This window comes from Humibacillus xanthopallidus (genome assembly GCF_006717145.1).
Lineage (GTDB): Bacteria > Actinomycetota > Actinomycetes > Actinomycetales > Dermatophilaceae > Humibacillus > Humibacillus xanthopallidus.
Window position 1 is genome coordinate 2,138,216 of the sequence record NZ_VFQF01000001.1, and the last position, 16,788, is coordinate 2,155,003.

The following is a 16,788-nucleotide window of genomic DNA, read 5'->3' on the forward strand; positions in this document are numbered from 1 at the left end:
GTGTCCCCGACAGGGTCTCCTGGGGCGAAGGCGGCCAAGCCGACGAAGCCGGCCCAGCCATGGGTCGTGTGCCGCAACGCCCCGCCGACGCCCTTCGAGCACCCGCAATGGGTGCCCGACTCCGTCGTCGGAGGTGCGAAGCTGGGCGTCAGCGGAGTCATCGCCGACGTCGGCCCGGGGGTGGCCCCTCCCCCAGAGGTCTACGACGTCTCCTACGTGATCGCCGACCTCGACTCCGGCGAGATCCTCGCGGCCAAGTCGCCCCACGCGTGGCTCCGGCCCGCGAGCACCCTCAAGACGCTCACGGCCCTGACCCTCATGCCCCGACTCGACCCGCGCACCGTCGTGGTGGCCAGCGACGACGCGCAACAGGCTGCCGGGTCACGGGTGGGCATCCTCGCCGGCAACCGTTACACAGTCGGCAACCTCGTCGACGCGATGCTGATGTTCTCGGCCAACGACGCCGTCTACGCCCTCGCCGATGCAGCGGGCGGCTACGACAAGACCGTGGCGCTGATGAACGACACCGCCCGCGATATCGGCGCCCACGACACGGTCGTTGTCGACCCGAGCGGCCTCGACGAGGGCAACCAGCGCTCGAGTGCCTACGACCTCGCCCTCATCGCCCGCGACGCGATGCGCCTGCCCGCCTTCCGCGCCGCGGTCGTCAAGCGCGACGCCGTCTTCCCGGGCGGCAAGGACAAGCAGGGCAAGGAGTGGAAAGCCTTCCACGTCTACAACATCAACGAGCTGCTGCGCCACTACCCCGGAGCCATCGGCATCAAGCCGGGCCGCACCGACCGGGCCCAGCACACCTTCATCGGCGCCGCCACGCGAGGCGGCCGCACCCTCGTCGTCGCGCAGATGGGCAGCGTCACGGGCTCGTGGAGGCCCACGGCGGCACTGCTCGACTGGGGCTTCGCCAACGCCGACAAGGTGACTCCGGTAGGCATGCTCGTCGCTCCTGGGGAGGCCGGGCCTGCGACGCCCCAACCGTCGCTCACGAGCCTGACCGACGGATCGGCCGACACTCCGTCGGAACCCGCCACCGCGACCGGCACGCCGGCACCAGCTCCACTGACCGCGAGCGGCTCGGCACCGGCAGGAGCCGACCGCACCTCGCTCGTCGCCGTGAGCGGCGCGGGGGCCCTGTTGACGGCGGCGGCCGCCGGCTTGGTGATCCGCCACCGCAGGCGACGACGTCAGACAAGTGAAGGACCTTCATGACATCGGTGGGAGTTGTCGTCAACTGCTACGAGAGGACCTACCGGGGGGTTCTCGTACCGGGCTTCTTCCGCCAAGTCGTCGCGCAGAATAGGTTTCCGTTCGACGAGGTCGTGGCCTTGATCAACAACGTCGACGACCGGGCGGAGGCAACTGAGCGCGCGGTTGCACTCGTCAACGCGGGAGAGATCAGCTCCTTCGCCTTCGTCGCCGACCACCTCGACCAGGCACTTCGATCGGCAGGACTCTCACCTCGTGCCTTGCGACGTCGGCCGTACCTGCTCGACTACGGCATTGCCATGCCGCACGCGGTGTCAACTGACTGGCTGCTGGGCTGGGATGCCGAGACACAGCTCCTGACGCCCACAGACTGGGTCACTCCGTCGATCGACCTCATGCTGGACGATCCGAGGATCTTCCACGCCTCGCTATCATGGCCGGCGCGACCCGAGGAGCCTGGCGCTCTCGGCGAGGCGGTTGAGGTGCAAGGCCAGTTCGCGCTCAACTACGGCTTCAGTGACCAGCTCTTCCTGCTCCGACGCCGCGAGCTGATGGCGCCGATCTACAGGTCCTTCGCGCCCGCAGCACTCACGCGGCATGCCCCGCACCCGTACACCTTCGAGTATCGGGTCGAAGCCCATCAGCGCGCCGTCCGTCGTATGCGTGCATCGCTCATCTCCGTCGAGTACGCGATGGAAGACTACGGAACCGGTGTCGTGGACCGCACCGGGCGCACCCGGCGCGACGCAGTCGAGTACAAAGCCCTGAGCCTGCTCGACCACTACGTCGTAAGGCACCTACCCCGGAGCATGGGTCCCCGCTTCTCCAAGTGAGCTGCCGTCGAGACTGGTGGCAACGATCAGCGGCGTCGACGGAGCAGGGCCGAGACGGCCCCGGCTCCTGCAGCTCCGACGACGGCGCCCGCCGCGACACTGACCCGGTCGACCGCCCGCGACGACCGGACCCCTCCGGCCGCGTCCGGCGAGGCGTGGCCCGCACCGCCTCGCGAGGAGGCGTGCGACCCCGCGATCCCACCAGCGACAGGAGGCGAGCCGGCATACGGCAGCAGGGTGGTGTCGGCGGTGGCCGGCAGCGGTGCGAGGAAGCGCGGGCGGGGGGCGGTGGCCAGGGCGTTGCGGCGGGCCTCGTCGGACAGGGTCGCGAGGTCGACGTCGCCTGCGGCCCACGAGCTCGCGAGCAGCACCACACGCGAGAGGAGGTTGGCCCAGAACAGCAGGCCGACCGGGATGGCGACGGCGCTCAGCAGCGGGTTCGCGGTCGCGTGGCTGATGAGGAAGCCGCCGAAGAGCTTCAGGACCGTGATGACCGTGCCGCCGAGGAGGGCGCCCCGGCGGACGTTGCGCCAGGGCAGCGGCGCGCTCGTCAGCAGACGGAGCAGGACGACCATGATGGCGGTGTCGAAGACGATGCCGGCGAGCAGGCCGGCCAGGCCGACGACCACGGCTCCGCCGGGCAGCCCGACCCAGTCGGCGATGGTGCCGGCGAGTCCCCCGATGGCGCTCGAGAGGATCGCCGAGACCGCGATGAGCACCCCGAGGACGGTGAGCACACCGAGGTCGCGCAGCTTCGTCGTCACGGCGTTGCCGGTCGAGGCCTTGAGCCCGAAGACCGTGCGGATGCCGGTGCGCAGGGCGCCGACCCAGCCGAGGCCTGCGAGCAGCAGGGTGACGAAGGCGACGATGCCGGTGATCGTCAGGGTGAGGCTCGCCGGCGCGGTGAGGCTGATGATGCCGTCGGGGTTCTCGGCCGTCTTCACCATGCCGGGCAGGGCCTGGTCGAGCGAGTCGGCGATCGTGGCGAGCAGCTCGGGGTGGCCCTGGAGCACGAAGCCGAAGATAGCGAAGGCGAGAGCCAGCGCAGGGAAGATGGAGAAGAACGCGAAGTACGCCACTCCCGCGGCCAGCAGGTCTCCGTTGGCGGTCCCGTAGCGCTGCCACGCCGACCACGCGCGTGTGGTCTTCAGCCGGTCAAACGCCCGCTGGAACACCCCCACGCATCAACCCCCCGACAGCTCGAACTCGTGGACCGGACGCCACACCCCATCCGTACCCAGTTCGTAGAGGTGGAAGGCGGGCACCCGGAAGGTCACCGAGTAGTCGGCCAGCTCCGAGAAGGCACGGTCGAGGGCGACCTCGCCCACGTTGTGCGCCACGGTGACGTGGGGGTGGTAGTAGAAGTCGAGCTTCCGAAGCACCGGCCCGGCCCGCAGCTCGACCTCGAGCGCCTCGCAGACCGAGACGCCCTGGGCGACCTGGATGAAGACGACGTCGGAGAGCGGACGGAAGGTCCCGGTCCCCCGGAGCACGACGTCGAAGGGGGCGTGCGCGGACGCCACGGTTCGGCAGTGACCGAGGAAGGCGGCATACGTCTCCTCGTCGACCAGGGTCGGCGGGAGCAGCGTGATGTGGGCCGGGATGTCCCACGCCGACGGGTCGCCGAAGTCGGCCCGACGGGCCTGCAGGTACTCGCCGTGTGGCTCCGGAACGGGGATGGACACGCCGATGGTCGTGGAGGGCGCTGACGTCACGGAGCCGACGGTATCGAACCTTGCCGGGCCAGGCCGAGCCGAGGCCACCGAGCACTACGCTGGCGGGCGATGAGCGCGCTCCCGCACCTGGCCCACGTCCCCATGCCGCTCGCTGGTGACGGCAGCTCGGTGGCCCACGTCGTGCGGGCCCTGACGCACGAGCACGCGCGGGCCGGCGGGCGGTCGACGGTCGTCACGTCGCACAACCGCGAGGCGACCTACCCCGACGCGACGATGCTCCCGGTGGACTACACCGAGAACTGCCCGAAGACGCATTTCACGACTGCGGAGTACCGCGAGGACTGGGCGCTGGGGGCCCTGCTGGTCGAGCGTCCGCACGCAGCGCGCCTCTTCGAGCCGGCGGCACGAGCCCTCTCGGAAGCCGCGCCCGACTGGGTCATCGTGCACGAAGGCCACTACGCCGTGACCTCGCTGCCGCTCTTCCGCAGGATGCTTCCGCAGCGCACCCGCATCGCCCTGCACCTGCACAACGCCATCTCGGGCTCGGTCCTGCGTCCAGAGCTCACGCACCTGCTCCGCGCTGCGGACGCCATCGTGTCGGTGAGCGCCTTCATGGCCGACGGGGTGCGGCGCCGGGCGTGGTTCGACGAGGCCAAGATCGTCACCGTGCCCAACGGCGTCGACCTCGAGCGCTTCCCCGAGGCCGTGCGAGAGCCACGAGCCGACGGTGCGCCGCTGCGGCTGCTCTTCGTCGGCCAGGTGGCGCCGCACAAGGGTGTGCACCTGCTGCTCGGCGCCCTCGCTGCGATGGGCCGGCACGCCGAGCGCTTCGAGACCAGGGTCGTCGGCAGCTCGGAGCTGCGTGAGTCCGAGGGGCTCAGCGACTACGAGCGCGAGTTGCGCGCGCTCGCGGCCTCCGTGCGAGGGTCGGTCACCTTCGAGCCCTACCGGTCGCAGGAGGGGGTGTCAGAGCTCTACCGCTGGGCCGACGTCGTCGCCGTGCCCTCGCAGGCCGAGCCCTTCGGGATGGTGCCGCTCGAGGCGATGGCGTCAGGCGCCCTCGTGCTCGGCAACCGCTCCGGCGCACTGCCGGAGGTGCTCGGCCCCGCCGGGCGGCTCGTCGAGCCGACGCTCGCGGGCTGGGTGCACGCACTGACGACGCTCAGCCGGGCGCAGGTCGAGGCCGCGCGCAGCACGGCGACCACGCACGGACGCTCCTTCACGTGGGAGCGCAGCCACACGGCCCTGCTGGAGGGCCTACAACGCTTGGGCGCGGCCGGCTGAGGGCAGCAGGCCCACGCGGTCGTAGACGCGCCGCACCGTGGCCTCGGCAACGGTGCGGGCGCGCTCGGCACCGTCGGCGAGGATGCGGTCGAGCTCGGCCGGGTCGGCCATGAGCTCGAGCGTCCGCTCGCGGAACGGCGTCACGGCTTCGACGACGACCTCGGCGACGTCCTTCTTGAGGTCGCCGTAGCCCCTGCCCTCGTAGGCAGCCTCGAGCTCGACCATCGGCGTGCCGGTCAGCGCCGCGTGGATCGACAGGAGGTTGGAGACGCCCGGCTTCGCGTCCACGTCGTAGCGGATCTCACGCTCGGTGTCGGTGACCGCCGACTTGATCTTCTTCACCGTGCGGGCCGGGTCGTCGAGCAGGCTGATGAGGCCGGTGTCGGTCGCGGCTGACTTGCTCATCTTCGCCGTCGGGTCCTGGAGGTCCTGGATCTTCGCGGTCGCCTTCATGATGTGCGGCTCGGGCACGACGAGCGTGTCGCCGAAGCGGGCGTTGAAGCGGCCAGCGAGGTCGCGCGACAGCTCGAGGTGCTGGCGCTGGTCCTCCCCCACCGGAACGACGTTGGCGTCGTAGATGAGGATGTCGGCAGCCTGCAGCACGGGGTAGGTGAAGAGCCCGACGTTGGGGCCCGCGCCCTTGGCCGACTTGTCCTTGAACTGCGTCATGCGCCCCGCCTCGCCGAAACCGGTGAGGCACGACAGGACCCACGACAGCTCGGTGTGCTGCGCGATGTGGCTCTGCACGAAGAGGACCGACCGCGCGGGGTCGACGCCGCCGGCGATGAACTGCGCCGCCGTCAGCCGGGTGCGCTCGCGCAGGACGGTCGGGTCGGGCGAGACCGTCAGGGCGTGCAGGTCGGCGACGAAGTAGAACGCGTCGTGCGTCTCCTGCAGCTTGACCCACTCGACCAGGGCGCCGATGTAGTTGCCGAGGTGCAGCGAGTCGCTCGTCGGCTGCATGCCGGAGAGGCTGCGCGGCTGGTGGGTCGGCGTTGCGGTCGAAGACATGGCTGCATTCTGGCGCATCGCGCGCTGCCGCCCGCCACCGCGTCCGCGCACTTCCGGTGTCGACTCCCCGGCGCCGACCGCGGGCGTATGCCGTCCGGCCGGCTCAGACGTCGTAGTCGACGACCACGGGGGCGTGGTCGCTCCACCGGGCGGCGTACGTCGGGGCACGTCCCACCCACGCGTCGGTCACCGTGGCGGCGACCGGGGCGGTCGCGAGCTGGTAGTCGATGCGCCAGCCGGAGTCGTTGTCGAACGCCTTGCCGCGCCAGGACCACCACGTGTAGGGCCCGGGTCCGTCGCCCGCTGCCCTGCGCACGACGTCGACCCAGCCGCCCTCGCCGAGCCAGGCATCGAGGTAGGCCCGCTCCCCCTCGAGGAAGCCGGCCTTGCGCAGGTTGCCCTTCCAGTTCTTGAGGTCGGCCTCGCGGTGCGCGACGTTGAGGTCGCCGGTGACGACCATGCGCTCGCCCGTCCGCGACGCCCGGGCCATCCGCTGGGTCATGGCGTCGAGGAAGGCGTACTTCTCCTCCTGGCGCAGGGTTCCGGCCTCGCCGGTGTGCACGTAGGTCGAGGCGACCGTCAGCGGGCCCGAGGGGGTGTCGAGCTCGACCTCGACCCAGCGCCCCGAGTCGGCGAAGGCACCGCCGGCGAGCCCGACGGCCTGCGCACGGTGGGGTTCGCGGCTGACGACGGCCACGCCCGCTCGGCCCTTGGCGTCGCCCTCGGTGTGCGCGACCGACCAGTGCGCCCAGCCCGCCTCGGCGAGCACCTTGCCGAGGTCGACATCGCCGGCGCGCACCTCCTGCAGGCAGAGCACGTCGGGCTCGGCGGCCTGGAGCCACGGCACGGCTCCGCGACGGGCCGCGGCCCGCACCCCGTTGACGTTGGCCGAGATGATGCGCATGCCGCAGATTGTGTCCGACCGAGCCTGCAATGACGCCGGTGGGGTCCAAACACGCGCGACTCCACCTGCGCCCGGCGAACGGCTGCCTAGAATGCGCTGTGCCCACAGATGCCCTCGTCATCGCTTCTGCGATCCTCGCCGTCGTGCTCGTCGTCAGCGCGGTCGGCAAGCTCCGGTCGCCTGCGGCGTCCGCCCAGGCCTTCACGGCCCTGAAGGTGCCGAGGCGCCTCCGCTCACCGCTCGTCGTCAAGTCGCTGCCCTGGGTCGAGATCGTGCTGGGGCTGGCCCTCGTCGTCGTGGGCGGCTGGCTCGGGGTCGTCGCCTCGCTCGCCGTGCTGGCGCTCTTCAGCGCCTACCTCGCGCTCGTCGTGCGCGCCCGGGGCTTCGAGACCGACGTCGACTGCGCCTGCTTCGGGAGCGTGGGGCCCGGCAAGATCACTCGCCTCACCGTGTGGCGCAACACGTGGCTGCTCGCGCTGGCGGTCGTCTCCCTCGTCGTGGCGACGACGGGCGATGCACTGCTGGCCCGGCTCGTCGACGGCACGGCGCCTTGGGAGTGGCTGCTCGCCGCAGCAGCGGCGGCCCTGACCGTGCTGCTCGTTCTGGGGACCGAGTCCGCGCCCGCGGATGTGCACGCGGCAGACGCACCCACGGTCACCGTGGGCGACGTCGCCGTCGAGGAAGGCGACTACATCCGCATGCGGACGCCGGCCGTGCCGATCCTGCTCGGCGACGGGTCGAGCACTACGCTGCGCAGGCTCAGCGCAGAGCGGCCTCAGCTGCTGCTCTACGTCTCCGAGTCCTGTGGCAGCTGCGAGCCGGTCATCGAGGCCGTGCCGACCTGGCGACAGCAGCTGCCACAGCTCGACGTGCGCCTCGTGCTGCGCTTCGGCCCGGAGTCGAGCTCCCTCTCGTCCACGGCGGAGCCCCTGAGCGTGCACGACACCGAGGGCCTGCTCTTCGAGACGTTCGACCTCCGCACGCCCTCGGCCGTCCTGCTCGGCGCAGACGGACTCCTCGCCGGCGGCCCCATCATCGGCAACGTCGCCGTCCCAGAGTTCGTCGACGACATCGCGGCCGAGCTCCGCGCCAACACCTGATCGGGTCCGCTGCAACCGCGACGGCCCGGCGCGGGACATGACCGTGGCGTGCGGCCCCGGAGGGGGCCGCACGCCACGGTGCGGTGCTCAGCAGTCCCCGGTGCAGCCCGGCGGGATCGGGCGCGGCGTGATCGAGCACGAACGCGGGCCCTTACCCGGCAGCGAGCCGCCGGAGAAGCTCTTGGACTCCGGGATCAGCTGCCCGGCGGGATCGGGCGGGGCATGATCGTGCACGAGCCCTGGCCGTTGCCCGGCAGCGAGCCGCCGGAGAAGCTCTTGGACTCCGTGATCAGATCCCCGGCCGCACCACAGTTAGCCGTGTTGTTGCAGTCGTACACCCGGTACGTGATGGTGACAGTGCCGGATGCACTGTTCCCGGTCAGCCCCGCCTCCGTGTAGATCAGGATCTGCTGGTCGAGCGACCCATCCGTGATACAGACTGTGTGGTTCGGGTCCGACCCACCACAGGTCGGCCCGCACGAGCAGACGCCCTGCGTCGGCGCCTGGACGATGAACTGCCCCGCGGACGCGAGACCCGACACCGCGATGCTCTCGACGACGACGACCGCGTCGCGCGGTTGCGGCCCGAGAACGTTGTTGCCCTTGAGCTCGAACACGTAGCCCTTATAGACCGAGTTGGAGCTACCCGGCAGCTTGCAGGCGTTCCCTGTCAGGGACAGCAAACCCACCGAGGCCGCGACCGTCGGGGCGGCGGCGGCCACAGCAACGGCCGGCACGGCCCAAGCAGCGCCCTTCACGACCGAGCGACGGCTCGGAGACGTCGAGGTGACGTCGTGGTTGTGCGACATGGATGAATCCCCCACTCGAAGACTGAACCCCCAAGAACGGAGACAACATACCGCACGCACGAGGGGGGCCGGGACCCGAATCCACCCCTCGATCGCGCCCGGGAATGTCACGATTGCGTCACATCATGGGCTCAGGTGACGCACAGGAGGCCCGCCTCGACCAGCCCTCGCACCGCCTCGCGGACTGCCCGCGACAGGTCACCGTCGGGAGGCGGGCCGAGGCGTTCGAGCATCGCGACCTCGAGCGCGTCGAACGTCGTGCCCTCGCCGACCGCCGCGAGCACCTCGACCCCGAGGTGCGAGAGTCGCACGACCCGGTGGGCCGCACCCGACGCGACCAGGACGACGGTCCCGTCCTGCGTGTCGAGCCGGTCAACGACAGGCCGGAGGGAGAGGGCGCTGGCGGGCCCCCATTCGACGTCGTCGCTCATCGGACCGCCGCCAGCACGTCGCTCACGAGCGGGTCGAGATCGGCGGCGTCGTGGTAGCGGACGACCCGCAGACCGCCGATCGTGTGCAGCAGGTCGGAGAGCGCGTGGAGCGGCCGGTCGATCCGGGCCAACGACGACGTCTCCGGCCCGAGCATGACGAGAGCGTCCAGCGGATCGACTACCTCGAGCTCGATGGGGAGGCCGGGGTCGAGGTCACGCCGCAGCACGACCATGCCCGCGAGCCATGGCGTGGCCCGTGGCACCTCGAGCCCGACGGAGAGCGGAGACGTCTCGTCCTTGGGACCTCCGGTCGGCCGCCGCACCGAGAGCGGCTTGCTGTAGGTCTCGATGACGAGGTCGCCCCGCACCCCCACCGTCTCGTCGGTGACGTAGCCACGACCGGGGCCGAGGGTCCGCACGAGCGTCGTCTTGCCGGTGCCCCCGGGGGCGACGAACGCGAGCGTCGCGCCGGAGCGCTGGTTGCTCAGGGCTCCTGCGTGGAACATGAACAGCTGCCCCGCCCGTGCCTCGATCGCGGCACGCGTCACCTCCTGCGTGATGTGGCTGAGGGTCGAGGCGAGCCCGTCGGGCGTCCGGTCGCCCCCCTCCGGCAGGGGCCCGGGAGTGACGACCCGCGGCCCTCCCGCGGCGGGCTCGCACAGCACCGCCTCCCAAGCCCGCTCGAGCGGCCCGAGGAGGAGGTCGTCGGGCACGTCGATGGCCACCGTGACGCCGAGCGCCCTCACGTGCAGGACCGACACCGCCCTCTCGACGCTCATGCCGAGCCCCTTGCGTTCAGCCTCGCGAGCACCGTCGCCATCTGGTCGACACGTCGCGACCAGTCGATGGACGCCAGTCGCCCGGCGGCGACCAGCGCCGAGGCCCCCACACCCGGCGCCCCCACCGCGTCGAGGGTGCCCAGGGTCGCTGCGACGAAGTCGCCGGAGTCGGCGACTGTCACAAGGTCGTCATCGGAGTCGCGAAAGCCGGCCACCGGTGTGGAGACGACCGGCCGCCCCGCAGCCTGGTACTCGTAGAGCTTGATCGGGTCGAGGCTGTCGGTGAAGGGCGTGACGGCGTGAGGCACGACGAGGACGTCGGCGTGCTGGAGATGGGCCGGAACCTCGCCGCTCGGTCGCGCCCCGAGGAGCACGACTCCTGCCTCCTCGAGCACCGACCTCTGAGCGGCCTCGAGGGCATCGGGCCCGAGCAGCACGAGGTGCCCACGGCCCTCCAGCGCGTGAGCGAGCCGGGCGCACAGCGCGACGTCGAGGCGGTCACCGTGAAGCGTGCCGGCATACAGGACGACGGGACCGTCGGGCAGGCCGGCTGGACGCTCGTGCGCCACCGCGTAGGCCGCCGCGTCGACGCCGTTCGGGATGAGGGTGACGTCGCGGCCCTCGCCCTTGCTCGCGGCGAGCGCAGGCGAGCAGACGACGACCTCGTCGCACCGCGACAGCAGCACGGACTCCTGCGCCTGGATGCGGGCGGTCTCGGCAGGCGGCCGGTCGGCCAGGGTCCAGTCGTCGGTGACGTCGTAGAGCGATCGCCACGTCGTCGCGCCCACGAGCATCGCCCCACGGGGATCGTTGACCCAGAGCACGGGGTCGCCCATGCCGAGTCCTCGGGCAGAACGGACGACCTGCCGCGCCCACCGCTCGTCGACAGACCTGTCGACCCGGCGCGGCAGCCACTTGGTCGGCTCGAGCAGCCACAAGGACCCCGCAGGTATGCCGTCCCCCTCGTGGGCGCGCAGCCCTCGGCCGCGTCGTGGTCGACCCCCACCCAGACCGGCGTGCAGCGGGTCGGTGGCCGGCTCGACGAAGAGCACCCGCGGACCGGGGTCGCGTCGGAGCAGGCCCGCGACTAGGTGCTGGTTGCGCCGCCAGACGGTGTCCCAGGCCTCGAGCGAGGTCACGACGAGATCCACTCAGATCACCTCGCGATAGACGGCAGCGGTCTGGAGCGCCTGGTGCTCGGGGGTGAAGCGCTCGCGCTGGGCTCGCTGGAGCACGGCGCCGTAGGCGTCCCGCGCAGCCGGGTCGAGCGCCAGCCCGCGGAGAAGGGAGCCAGCAGCGTCGGCGTCGCCGGGGGCATGGAGGGCGGCGCCCCGCACGCTGCCGACGGTCTCGAGATGGCCCCCCGCACCCACGGCGACGACGGGCAGCGCCTCGGCCATCGCCTCGAGCACCGTGAGGCCGAGCCCCTCGACCCGGCACGGAGCCAGCAGGACCGACGCGTGTCGCATCAGCTGCGTCACGTCACCGCGGTGCCCGAGGAAGTCGGTGGACGGCGCGATGCCGAGCCGGGTGGCCAGGGCCTCGAGGCGCTGCCGCTCGGCTCCGCCACCCGCCAGCTCGAGGCGCCAACCCTGCCCGGCGAGGCCGGACCGGGCGAAGGCCGTCATCGCGACCTCCGTCTCCTTCTCCGCCTCGAGACGCTGGGCCACGAGGACGGTCGGTCGCCGCTGCGAGGCCGGGACCGTCGAGCCGGCCGACAGGACACCGGGGTGGATGACCGTGCTCGTGCCTCCGATGCTCCGCGCGACGTAGTCACTGATCGCGATCTGGGCAGAGACCCGCGCGGCGGCTGCTGCAGCGGCCAGGCTGGACGCCGGGTTGCTGCCGCGCACGCGGGCGAAGTGCCTCGTGACGACGAGCGGTGTCGACGAGCCGAGCAGCGCTGTGGCACAAGCGATCTCGGCGGCAGTCATGTGCGCGTGGACGATGTCGGCCCCGCGCTGCCAGTGGCGCACGGCTCTCACCACATCGGCGACGGTTCGCGCCGGCACGAGCCGGGCAGCGCCCTCGACGGCGCCAGCCATGCGGTCGGGGTCACCGCCGATGACGACGACCTCGTCACCGGCCGCCACCTGCGCGCACGCGAGCCGTGCCACGTGGCTCTCGACCCCGGCGAAGGCGTCCGAGCGCACCGCGTGCAGGACCCTCACTGACGGCTCCCGTTCGACACCGGACGGGTCGCTGCCAGAGGGTCCACCGCACGCATCTCTCCCAGCGGGTCCACCCCGCGCACCTCGCCGAGCAGATCGAGGTAGCGCCGCGCCACCCTCGACCACGAGTGCTCCTCTGCGGTGGCCCGCGCGTGGCGCGCCAGCTCTGCGGCATCTGCGTCGAGCACCGCCACGAGGCCTCGCACGACGGCGGCCGGAGTCGCCTCGACGACGGCGCCGTTGACCCCGTCGGCCACGAGGTCAGGCACGCAGCCCGTCGGGGTCGCGACCACGGGGACGCCCGAGGCCAACGCCTCGAGGACGACGAGGCCGAAGGACTCGTAGGCGCTCGGCATCACGAGGACGTCTGCGGCGTGGAGCCACGGCCTCGGGTCGGCATGCGGACCGTCGAAGTGCACCCGGTCCGCGAGCCCGGCCGCGGCGGCCGATGACGAGGCCTGGGCGACGAGGTCGGGGGTGCCGCCGACGACGTGGAGGTGGGTGCGGTCATCGAGTCCGGCCATGGCCTCGACGAGCACCGGCAGACCCTTGCGACCGAACTCGTTGCCGATGAAGAGCACGACACGCTCGTCCGAGGAACGCCCCAGGGAGGCGCGCGCCTCGCTGCGCTCCTCCGGGGTGGGCGGACGGAATCGTTCGATGTCGACGCCGTTGCCGATGACGACCGTCGGGATCGCGAGCCTCGGGTAGCTCTGGCGCAGCAACGCCTCCTCGGCGCTGACGAGGTTGACGACCACCCGGTGCGACCCGCGCCGGGAGTAGCGCAGCCGGTCGCGAGTGGTGGTGAAGAGGTGGAGGGGGTTGCGCAGCATCCGCAGCCGGTAGTGCCCCCGGGCCTTCATGGCGGCCTGGACGATGCCGTGGTTGACGTAGACGTCGCCGGCGACCACGTCGTTGTGGCAGACCGACAGCTGCTCCGGGTGCGCGCGGAGGTAGGCCCTGGCCCGACGCGTACCGACGGTCGAGAACCACACGACACGAGCGATGAGCGCCAGCCGGCCGCGCACGCCGCCACCCGGCCGGGGCAGCCACTCACCGCCCGCCTCGCTCAGGGAGAAGTGCCGGACGTCGAGCCCGAGACGGGTCCACTCCTGCTCGAGGTGGTGGGCCACCGCACCGACCCCGGTGCCGGGGCCGATCTCAGGGGTGATCTGCACGATCACGGTCATCGGGAGACCACCGGGTTCACGGGCCCCGTCGACGCTGAGGCCGACGCGGGCCCGAGGGCTGGCTCAGTGTCTGCGCTCTGCTCGGCATGTCGCTGCGCGCCCAGGCACAGGCCGAGCACGACGAAGGGCAGCGAGGACTGCACTGCCGCCCAGTAGAGGTCGAACTGCCCCTGGACGAGGCGCGAGACGAGCACGGCCACCGCCAGGGAGCCGTAGACGGGGTCCAGCCTCCACGAGACCCGCAGGGCGACGACCATGAGGACGACGAAGCCCACCAGGCCGAGCACCCCGGCCGACGTCAGCACCTCGATCTCCGCGTTGGGAGGCTGGAACTGGAAGGGGAAGCGGTCGGTGTACCACCAGCGCAAACCCACCCCGAACCACGGGTCGGTGCTCCACACCGTGAGCGAGTCCTGGAACCACGAGAGCCGCTGCAGGGCGGAGTTGAACTGGTTGTCGGACTTGAGCTGGTCCTGGACGAGGTTGGTGATCCCCACGAGGATCGGCGCGAGGAGCAGCAGCAGCAGCTTGGAGCGCTTGCGGTCCGTGTTGGAGCGCAGCACGAGCACGAAGATCGCGCCCACGAGACCGACGACCGCCTGCCGCGACTGGGTGAAGAGCACTGCCGTCATCATGAGCGTCATCAAGACCACCGAGACGGGCTTCGACAGGCCCGCCCACCGCGGGCGGGCATAGACCATCGCGGCGCCCAGGCCGCAGAGGGTGCCCGCGAAGTTCTTGTGCATGGGGAAGGGAATACTGGGATAGACGGGTGAGAAGTCGCCCTTGGCGACCTGCATCAGTCCCTCGAAGACGGTGATGGCGGCCAAGGCGCCGATCGTGAAGATGAGCAGTCGCACCCCCAGACGTCCGTAGCCGTTGGCGCCGACCGCCCACCCGACGAGCAGTCCCCCGGCCACCATCATCCAGGCATGCGCCCACTCGACGGCGTTGGCGGCATACGGGTTGTTGACGACGGCCATGAGGGTCGTGAACTGGTAGAAGGCCGAGGCCCAGAGGACCGCGCGCAGGCCGGGGGCGAAGGGGCGCCGGGCCATGAAGAGCGCCGGAATCGTCGCGGCGGCGAGCACGAAGTCCGAGAGGGACAGGTCGACCCCGCCGCCGCCGACGCGGAGCACGACGAGCAGGAGGGGCAGACAGATCAGAGGGATCAATCCCGGCTGCAGCGCCGTGACGCCCATGGCCAGCACGGCCGCTGAGATCACGACCGCTGCCTCTGGCGTCGTCACGGACAGCCGGGCGACAACGAGCGCGAGCACCACGCCGCCCGCGACCAAGGCGGCCTGCAGGGCGCGATCCCGGGTCAGGGCTCCCTGGAGTCGCTCGAGCACCGGCGAACTCATGACGCCCCCGCCGAGGCCGGGATGGCTCGGGCGTCGGCCGGCCTGCTCTCGTGCCGTGCCGGGCCCCGGAGGTAGAGCAGGGCGCGCTCGCGCGCGGCCCGCCGGCCGTCGCCGCGCAGCAGGGCCGCGCGAACCACCGAGCCGGCGACGTTGCCCGCGCGGCTCACCTGCCACCCGAGTGCGCCGAAGTGCTTGCGGAGGTAGATCTCGTGGGCCGCGAGGAAGTGGCCCTCGCGGCGGGCGTCGTCGGTGCTCGTCGCGGCGCCCTCGTGCTCGACGTGGACGTCGTCGACGACGCGGTGCCGCCACCCGAGACGGGTCGCCCGGTAGGCCCAGTCCGTCTCCTCCGAGTAGAGGAAGAAGCGCTCGTCGTCGAAGGGCCCGACCTGCTCGAGCGCCTCCTGCCGGAGCAGCAGCACCGAGCCGATGACGTAGGAGCTGTGACGCAGCCTGCCGAGGCCGGCGGCGTCGACCCAGGTGCCCAACGGCGTGGGGAAGGGCCAGGTGACCCGGGACGGCCGTCCGGCAGCGTCGAACTGTGCTGGACCCACACTGGCCAGCCTGCCGTCGGCGGCGAGCGCCGTGCGCAACGTCTCGATGGCTGACCGGTCGATGACCGCGTCGGGGTTGACGAGCAGCACGTCGGCGCGTGGGTCGGCGCGGCGCAGCCCCTCGTTGACACCGGCGGCGAACCCGCCGTTGCGCCCCGGGTCGACATAGCGGGCCGTCGTCTGCTCGACAACAGCTCGCACGTCGGGCGAGGAGGAGTTGTCGACGACCGTGACGGAGAGCCCGTCGAGCGGGGCGAGGGCGCGCGCGAGGAGGGCCGGCTGGCCGTAGGCGACGACGACCACCTCGAGAGGACGCTCGGTGCGAGGCACATCGCCGGCGACCGGGCGGCCGTGGGCGGCCAAGCGATAGAGCCGTTCGTATGCCGTCGCGACCTGCTCCCACGAGCTCGCCTGCGCTCGGCGCTGCCCCTCCGCTATCAGCCGCGATCGAACGACCGCATCACCCGTGGCCTGCTGCAACGCCTTGGCCAGGGCCGCCGGGTCACCCTCCGGCACGACGAGGGCGGCACCGTCGACCGCCCCGGGGAGCGCACCGCTGTCGCTGACGACGACCGGGGTGCCGCAGGCCATCGCCTCGAGGGCCACCCGGCCGAACTGCTCGACCCAGCTCTGCGTCGTCAGCGACGGCACGACAAGGACATCGAGGGCCCGGTAGAAGTCGGGGAGTGCCTCGGGCGCCAAGGGACCCACGAACTCGACGCGGTCGGCGATCCCCAGCCGGTCGGCGAGCGCAGCGAGCGCCGCCCGCTCCGGACCGTCACCGGCAATGCGGACGCGGACGGTCGCCTCGAGGGCCGCAGCCCGCAACAGGACGTCCACGCCCTTCGCGGGGTCGAGCCGGCCGGCATACCCCACGACGGGTCCACCGACCTGGCCTAGGCGGTCGCCCGCGTCACCGTCACGCCGCTCGGCCGCATCGGCGGTGGTGAAGACGGACAGGTCGGTGCCGAGGTCGATCGTGCGGGCCCGGCCCGCGAAGCCCTTGCGCTCGGCGATGCGCGCCGCCGCGGCGTTGCAGGCGCTGATGCCGCGTGCCCCCCGCAGCGCGGCCCGCTCGACCCAGCGGAAGGGAACGGGGTAGCGCTTGTCGAGGTTCTGCGCCGTGTAGAGCACGTACGGGGCCCGCTGTCGACGCAGCCACCGCAGCAGGAGGATCTCGGCCGTCGCGAGGGCGAAGGGCTCCTCGTGGATGTCGATGACGTCGAGGGGCTCACCCAGCTCGGCCCACAGCGGCCTCGGGTCGTAGACGAACAGCGCGGGGTGGTGACCGAGGGTCGAGGCGCCGACGACGGCCTCTCCGGGTCGCGCTACGAGGGGCACCTCGCGGCCGCCCTCCTGCCACCGGGCTGCGGAGACGACGGTGACGTCGTGGCCGCGGCGGCGCAGCGCGCGCTCCCGCTCGCGCCACGAGTCGACGACGGCGCTGTGGGACACGCGAAG

Annotated in this window: 16 protein-coding genes; 4 read left to right on the plus strand and 12 right to left on the minus strand. The window is 71.8% G+C overall.

Features of this window, described 5'->3' with window-relative positions; translation table 11 throughout:
• Together FHX52_RS09370 and FHX52_RS09375 are read left to right on the plus strand one after the other, a co-directional pair.
• On the plus strand, positions 1-1,227 hold the full coding sequence (locus tag FHX52_RS09370; protein WP_141821636.1) for a D-alanyl-D-alanine carboxypeptidase family protein: 1,227 nt from the start codon (positions 1-3) through the stop codon (positions 1,225-1,227).
• On the plus strand, positions 1,224-2,057 hold the full coding sequence (locus tag FHX52_RS09375) for a hypothetical protein (protein WP_141821637.1): 834 nt from the start codon (positions 1,224-1,226) through the stop codon (positions 2,055-2,057). Before FHX52_RS09370 ends, FHX52_RS09375 begins: the two co-directional genes overlap by 4 nt.
• 26 nt (positions 2,058-2,083) lie before the next feature.
• On the opposite strand, the gene FHX52_RS09380 is transcribed toward FHX52_RS09375, so the two are convergent.
• Together FHX52_RS09380 and FHX52_RS09385 are read right to left on the minus strand one after the other, a co-directional pair.
• Positions 2,084-3,238: a YihY/virulence factor BrkB family protein gene (locus FHX52_RS09380; protein ID WP_141821638.1), complete on the minus strand. Its 1,155-nt coding sequence runs from the start codon at positions 3,236-3,238 to the stop codon at positions 2,084-2,086.
• Positions 3,239-3,241: 3 nt separating this feature from the next.
• Positions 3,242-3,772, minus strand: a complete 531-nt coding sequence (locus FHX52_RS09385) for a 2'-5' RNA ligase family protein (protein WP_221630528.1) — start codon at positions 3,770-3,772, stop codon at positions 3,242-3,244.
• Between the two features lie 69 nt (positions 3,773-3,841).
• On the opposite strand from FHX52_RS09385, the gene FHX52_RS09390 reads away from it, so the two are divergent.
• A complete protein-coding gene (locus FHX52_RS09390; RefSeq protein WP_141821640.1) occupies positions 3,842-5,017 on the plus strand; it encodes a glycosyltransferase family 4 protein in 1,176 nt (391 codons plus the stop codon).
• On the opposite strand, the gene trpS is transcribed toward FHX52_RS09390, so the two are convergent.
• Entirely contained in the window at positions 4,991-6,028 is a 1,038-nt protein-coding gene (gene trpS, locus FHX52_RS09395; protein WP_425460096.1) for a tryptophan--tRNA ligase, read from the minus strand. The two genes, FHX52_RS09390 and trpS, sit on opposite strands and share 27 nt — an antisense overlap.
• A gap of 103 nt (positions 6,029-6,131) precedes the next feature.
• Entirely contained in the window at positions 6,132-6,932 is an 801-nt protein-coding gene (locus FHX52_RS09400; protein ID WP_141821642.1) for an exodeoxyribonuclease III, read from the minus strand.
• Between the two features lie 98 nt (positions 6,933-7,030).
• On the opposite strand from FHX52_RS09400, the gene FHX52_RS09405 reads away from it, so the two are divergent.
• A complete protein-coding gene (locus FHX52_RS09405) occupies positions 7,031-8,032 on the plus strand; it encodes a MauE/DoxX family redox-associated membrane protein (protein ID WP_185747153.1) in 1,002 nt (333 codons plus the stop codon).
• 194 nt (positions 8,033-8,226) lie between these two features.
• On the opposite strand, the gene FHX52_RS09410 is transcribed toward FHX52_RS09405, so the two are convergent.
• From FHX52_RS09410 to FHX52_RS09445, 8 genes are all read right to left on the minus strand, one after another.
• The gene (locus tag FHX52_RS09410) at positions 8,227-8,841 is read right to left on the minus strand and encodes a hypothetical protein (RefSeq protein WP_141821644.1); all 615 of its coding nucleotides are present in this window, start codon (positions 8,839-8,841) and stop codon (positions 8,227-8,229) included.
• Positions 8,842-8,972: 131 nt separating this feature from the next.
• Positions 8,973-9,272, minus strand: a complete 300-nt coding sequence (locus tag FHX52_RS09415; protein WP_141821645.1) for a hypothetical protein — start codon at positions 9,270-9,272, stop codon at positions 8,973-8,975.
• Positions 9,269-10,051 carry a hypothetical protein gene (locus FHX52_RS09420; protein WP_141821646.1) on the minus strand — a complete coding sequence of 261 codons (783 nt, stop codon included), beginning with the start codon at positions 10,049-10,051 and terminating at the stop codon, positions 9,269-9,271. Before FHX52_RS09420 ends, FHX52_RS09415 begins: the two co-directional genes overlap by 4 nt.
• Complete coding sequence (locus tag FHX52_RS09425; protein ID WP_141821647.1) at positions 10,048-11,202, minus strand: glycosyltransferase; 1,155 nt, start codon at positions 11,200-11,202, stop codon at positions 10,048-10,050. Before FHX52_RS09425 ends, FHX52_RS09420 begins: the two co-directional genes overlap by 4 nt.
• The gene (locus tag FHX52_RS09430; protein WP_185747154.1) at positions 11,203-12,222 is read right to left on the minus strand and encodes a glycosyltransferase family 4 protein; all 1,020 of its coding nucleotides are present in this window, start codon (positions 12,220-12,222) and stop codon (positions 11,203-11,205) included.
• Complete coding sequence (locus FHX52_RS09435) at positions 12,219-13,412, minus strand: glycosyltransferase family 4 protein (protein ID WP_141821649.1); 1,194 nt, start codon at positions 13,410-13,412, stop codon at positions 12,219-12,221. Before FHX52_RS09435 ends, FHX52_RS09430 begins: the two co-directional genes overlap by 4 nt.
• Positions 13,409-14,776: an O-antigen ligase family protein gene (locus FHX52_RS09440; RefSeq protein WP_141821650.1), complete on the minus strand. Its 1,368-nt coding sequence runs from the start codon at positions 14,774-14,776 to the stop codon at positions 13,409-13,411. The genes FHX52_RS09435 and FHX52_RS09440 overlap by 4 nt, the downstream gene beginning before the upstream one ends.
• A complete protein-coding gene (locus FHX52_RS09445) occupies positions 14,773-16,782 on the minus strand; it encodes a glycosyltransferase (RefSeq protein ID WP_246069754.1) in 2,010 nt (669 codons plus the stop codon). Before FHX52_RS09445 ends, FHX52_RS09440 begins: the two co-directional genes overlap by 4 nt.
• Positions 16,783-16,788 lie beyond the last annotated feature (6 nt).

Excerpts from the sequence above, each read along its gene's own strand:
- FHX52_RS09375 (WP_141821637.1), top strand. The coding sequence starts at position 1,224 with ATGACATCGGTGGGAGTTGTCGTCAACTGCTACGAGAGGACCTACCGG.
- FHX52_RS09390 (WP_141821640.1), top strand. The coding sequence starts at position 3,842 with ATGAGCGCGCTCCCGCACCTGGCCCACGTCCCCATGCCGCTCGCTGGT.
- trpS (WP_425460096.1), bottom strand. The coding sequence starts at position 6,028 with ATGTCTTCGACCGCAACGCCGACCCACCAGCCGCGCAGCCTCTCCGGC.
- FHX52_RS09400 (WP_141821642.1), bottom strand. The coding sequence starts at position 6,932 with ATGCGCATCATCTCGGCCAACGTCAACGGGGTGCGGGCCGCGGCCCGT.
- FHX52_RS09410 (WP_141821644.1), bottom strand. The coding sequence starts at position 8,841 with ATGTCGCACAACCACGACGTCACCTCGACGTCTCCGAGCCGTCGCTCG.
- FHX52_RS09415 (WP_141821645.1), bottom strand. The coding sequence starts at position 9,272 with ATGAGCGACGACGTCGAATGGGGGCCCGCCAGCGCCCTCTCCCTCCGG.
- FHX52_RS09420 (WP_141821646.1), bottom strand. The coding sequence starts at position 10,051 with ATGAGCGTCGAGAGGGCGGTGTCGGTCCTGCACGTGAGGGCGCTCGGC.
- FHX52_RS09435 (WP_141821649.1), bottom strand. The coding sequence starts at position 13,412 with ATGACCGTGATCGTGCAGATCACCCCTGAGATCGGCCCCGGCACCGGG.
- FHX52_RS09440 (WP_141821650.1), bottom strand. The coding sequence starts at position 14,776 with ATGAGTTCGCCGGTGCTCGAGCGACTCCAGGGAGCCCTGACCCGGGAT.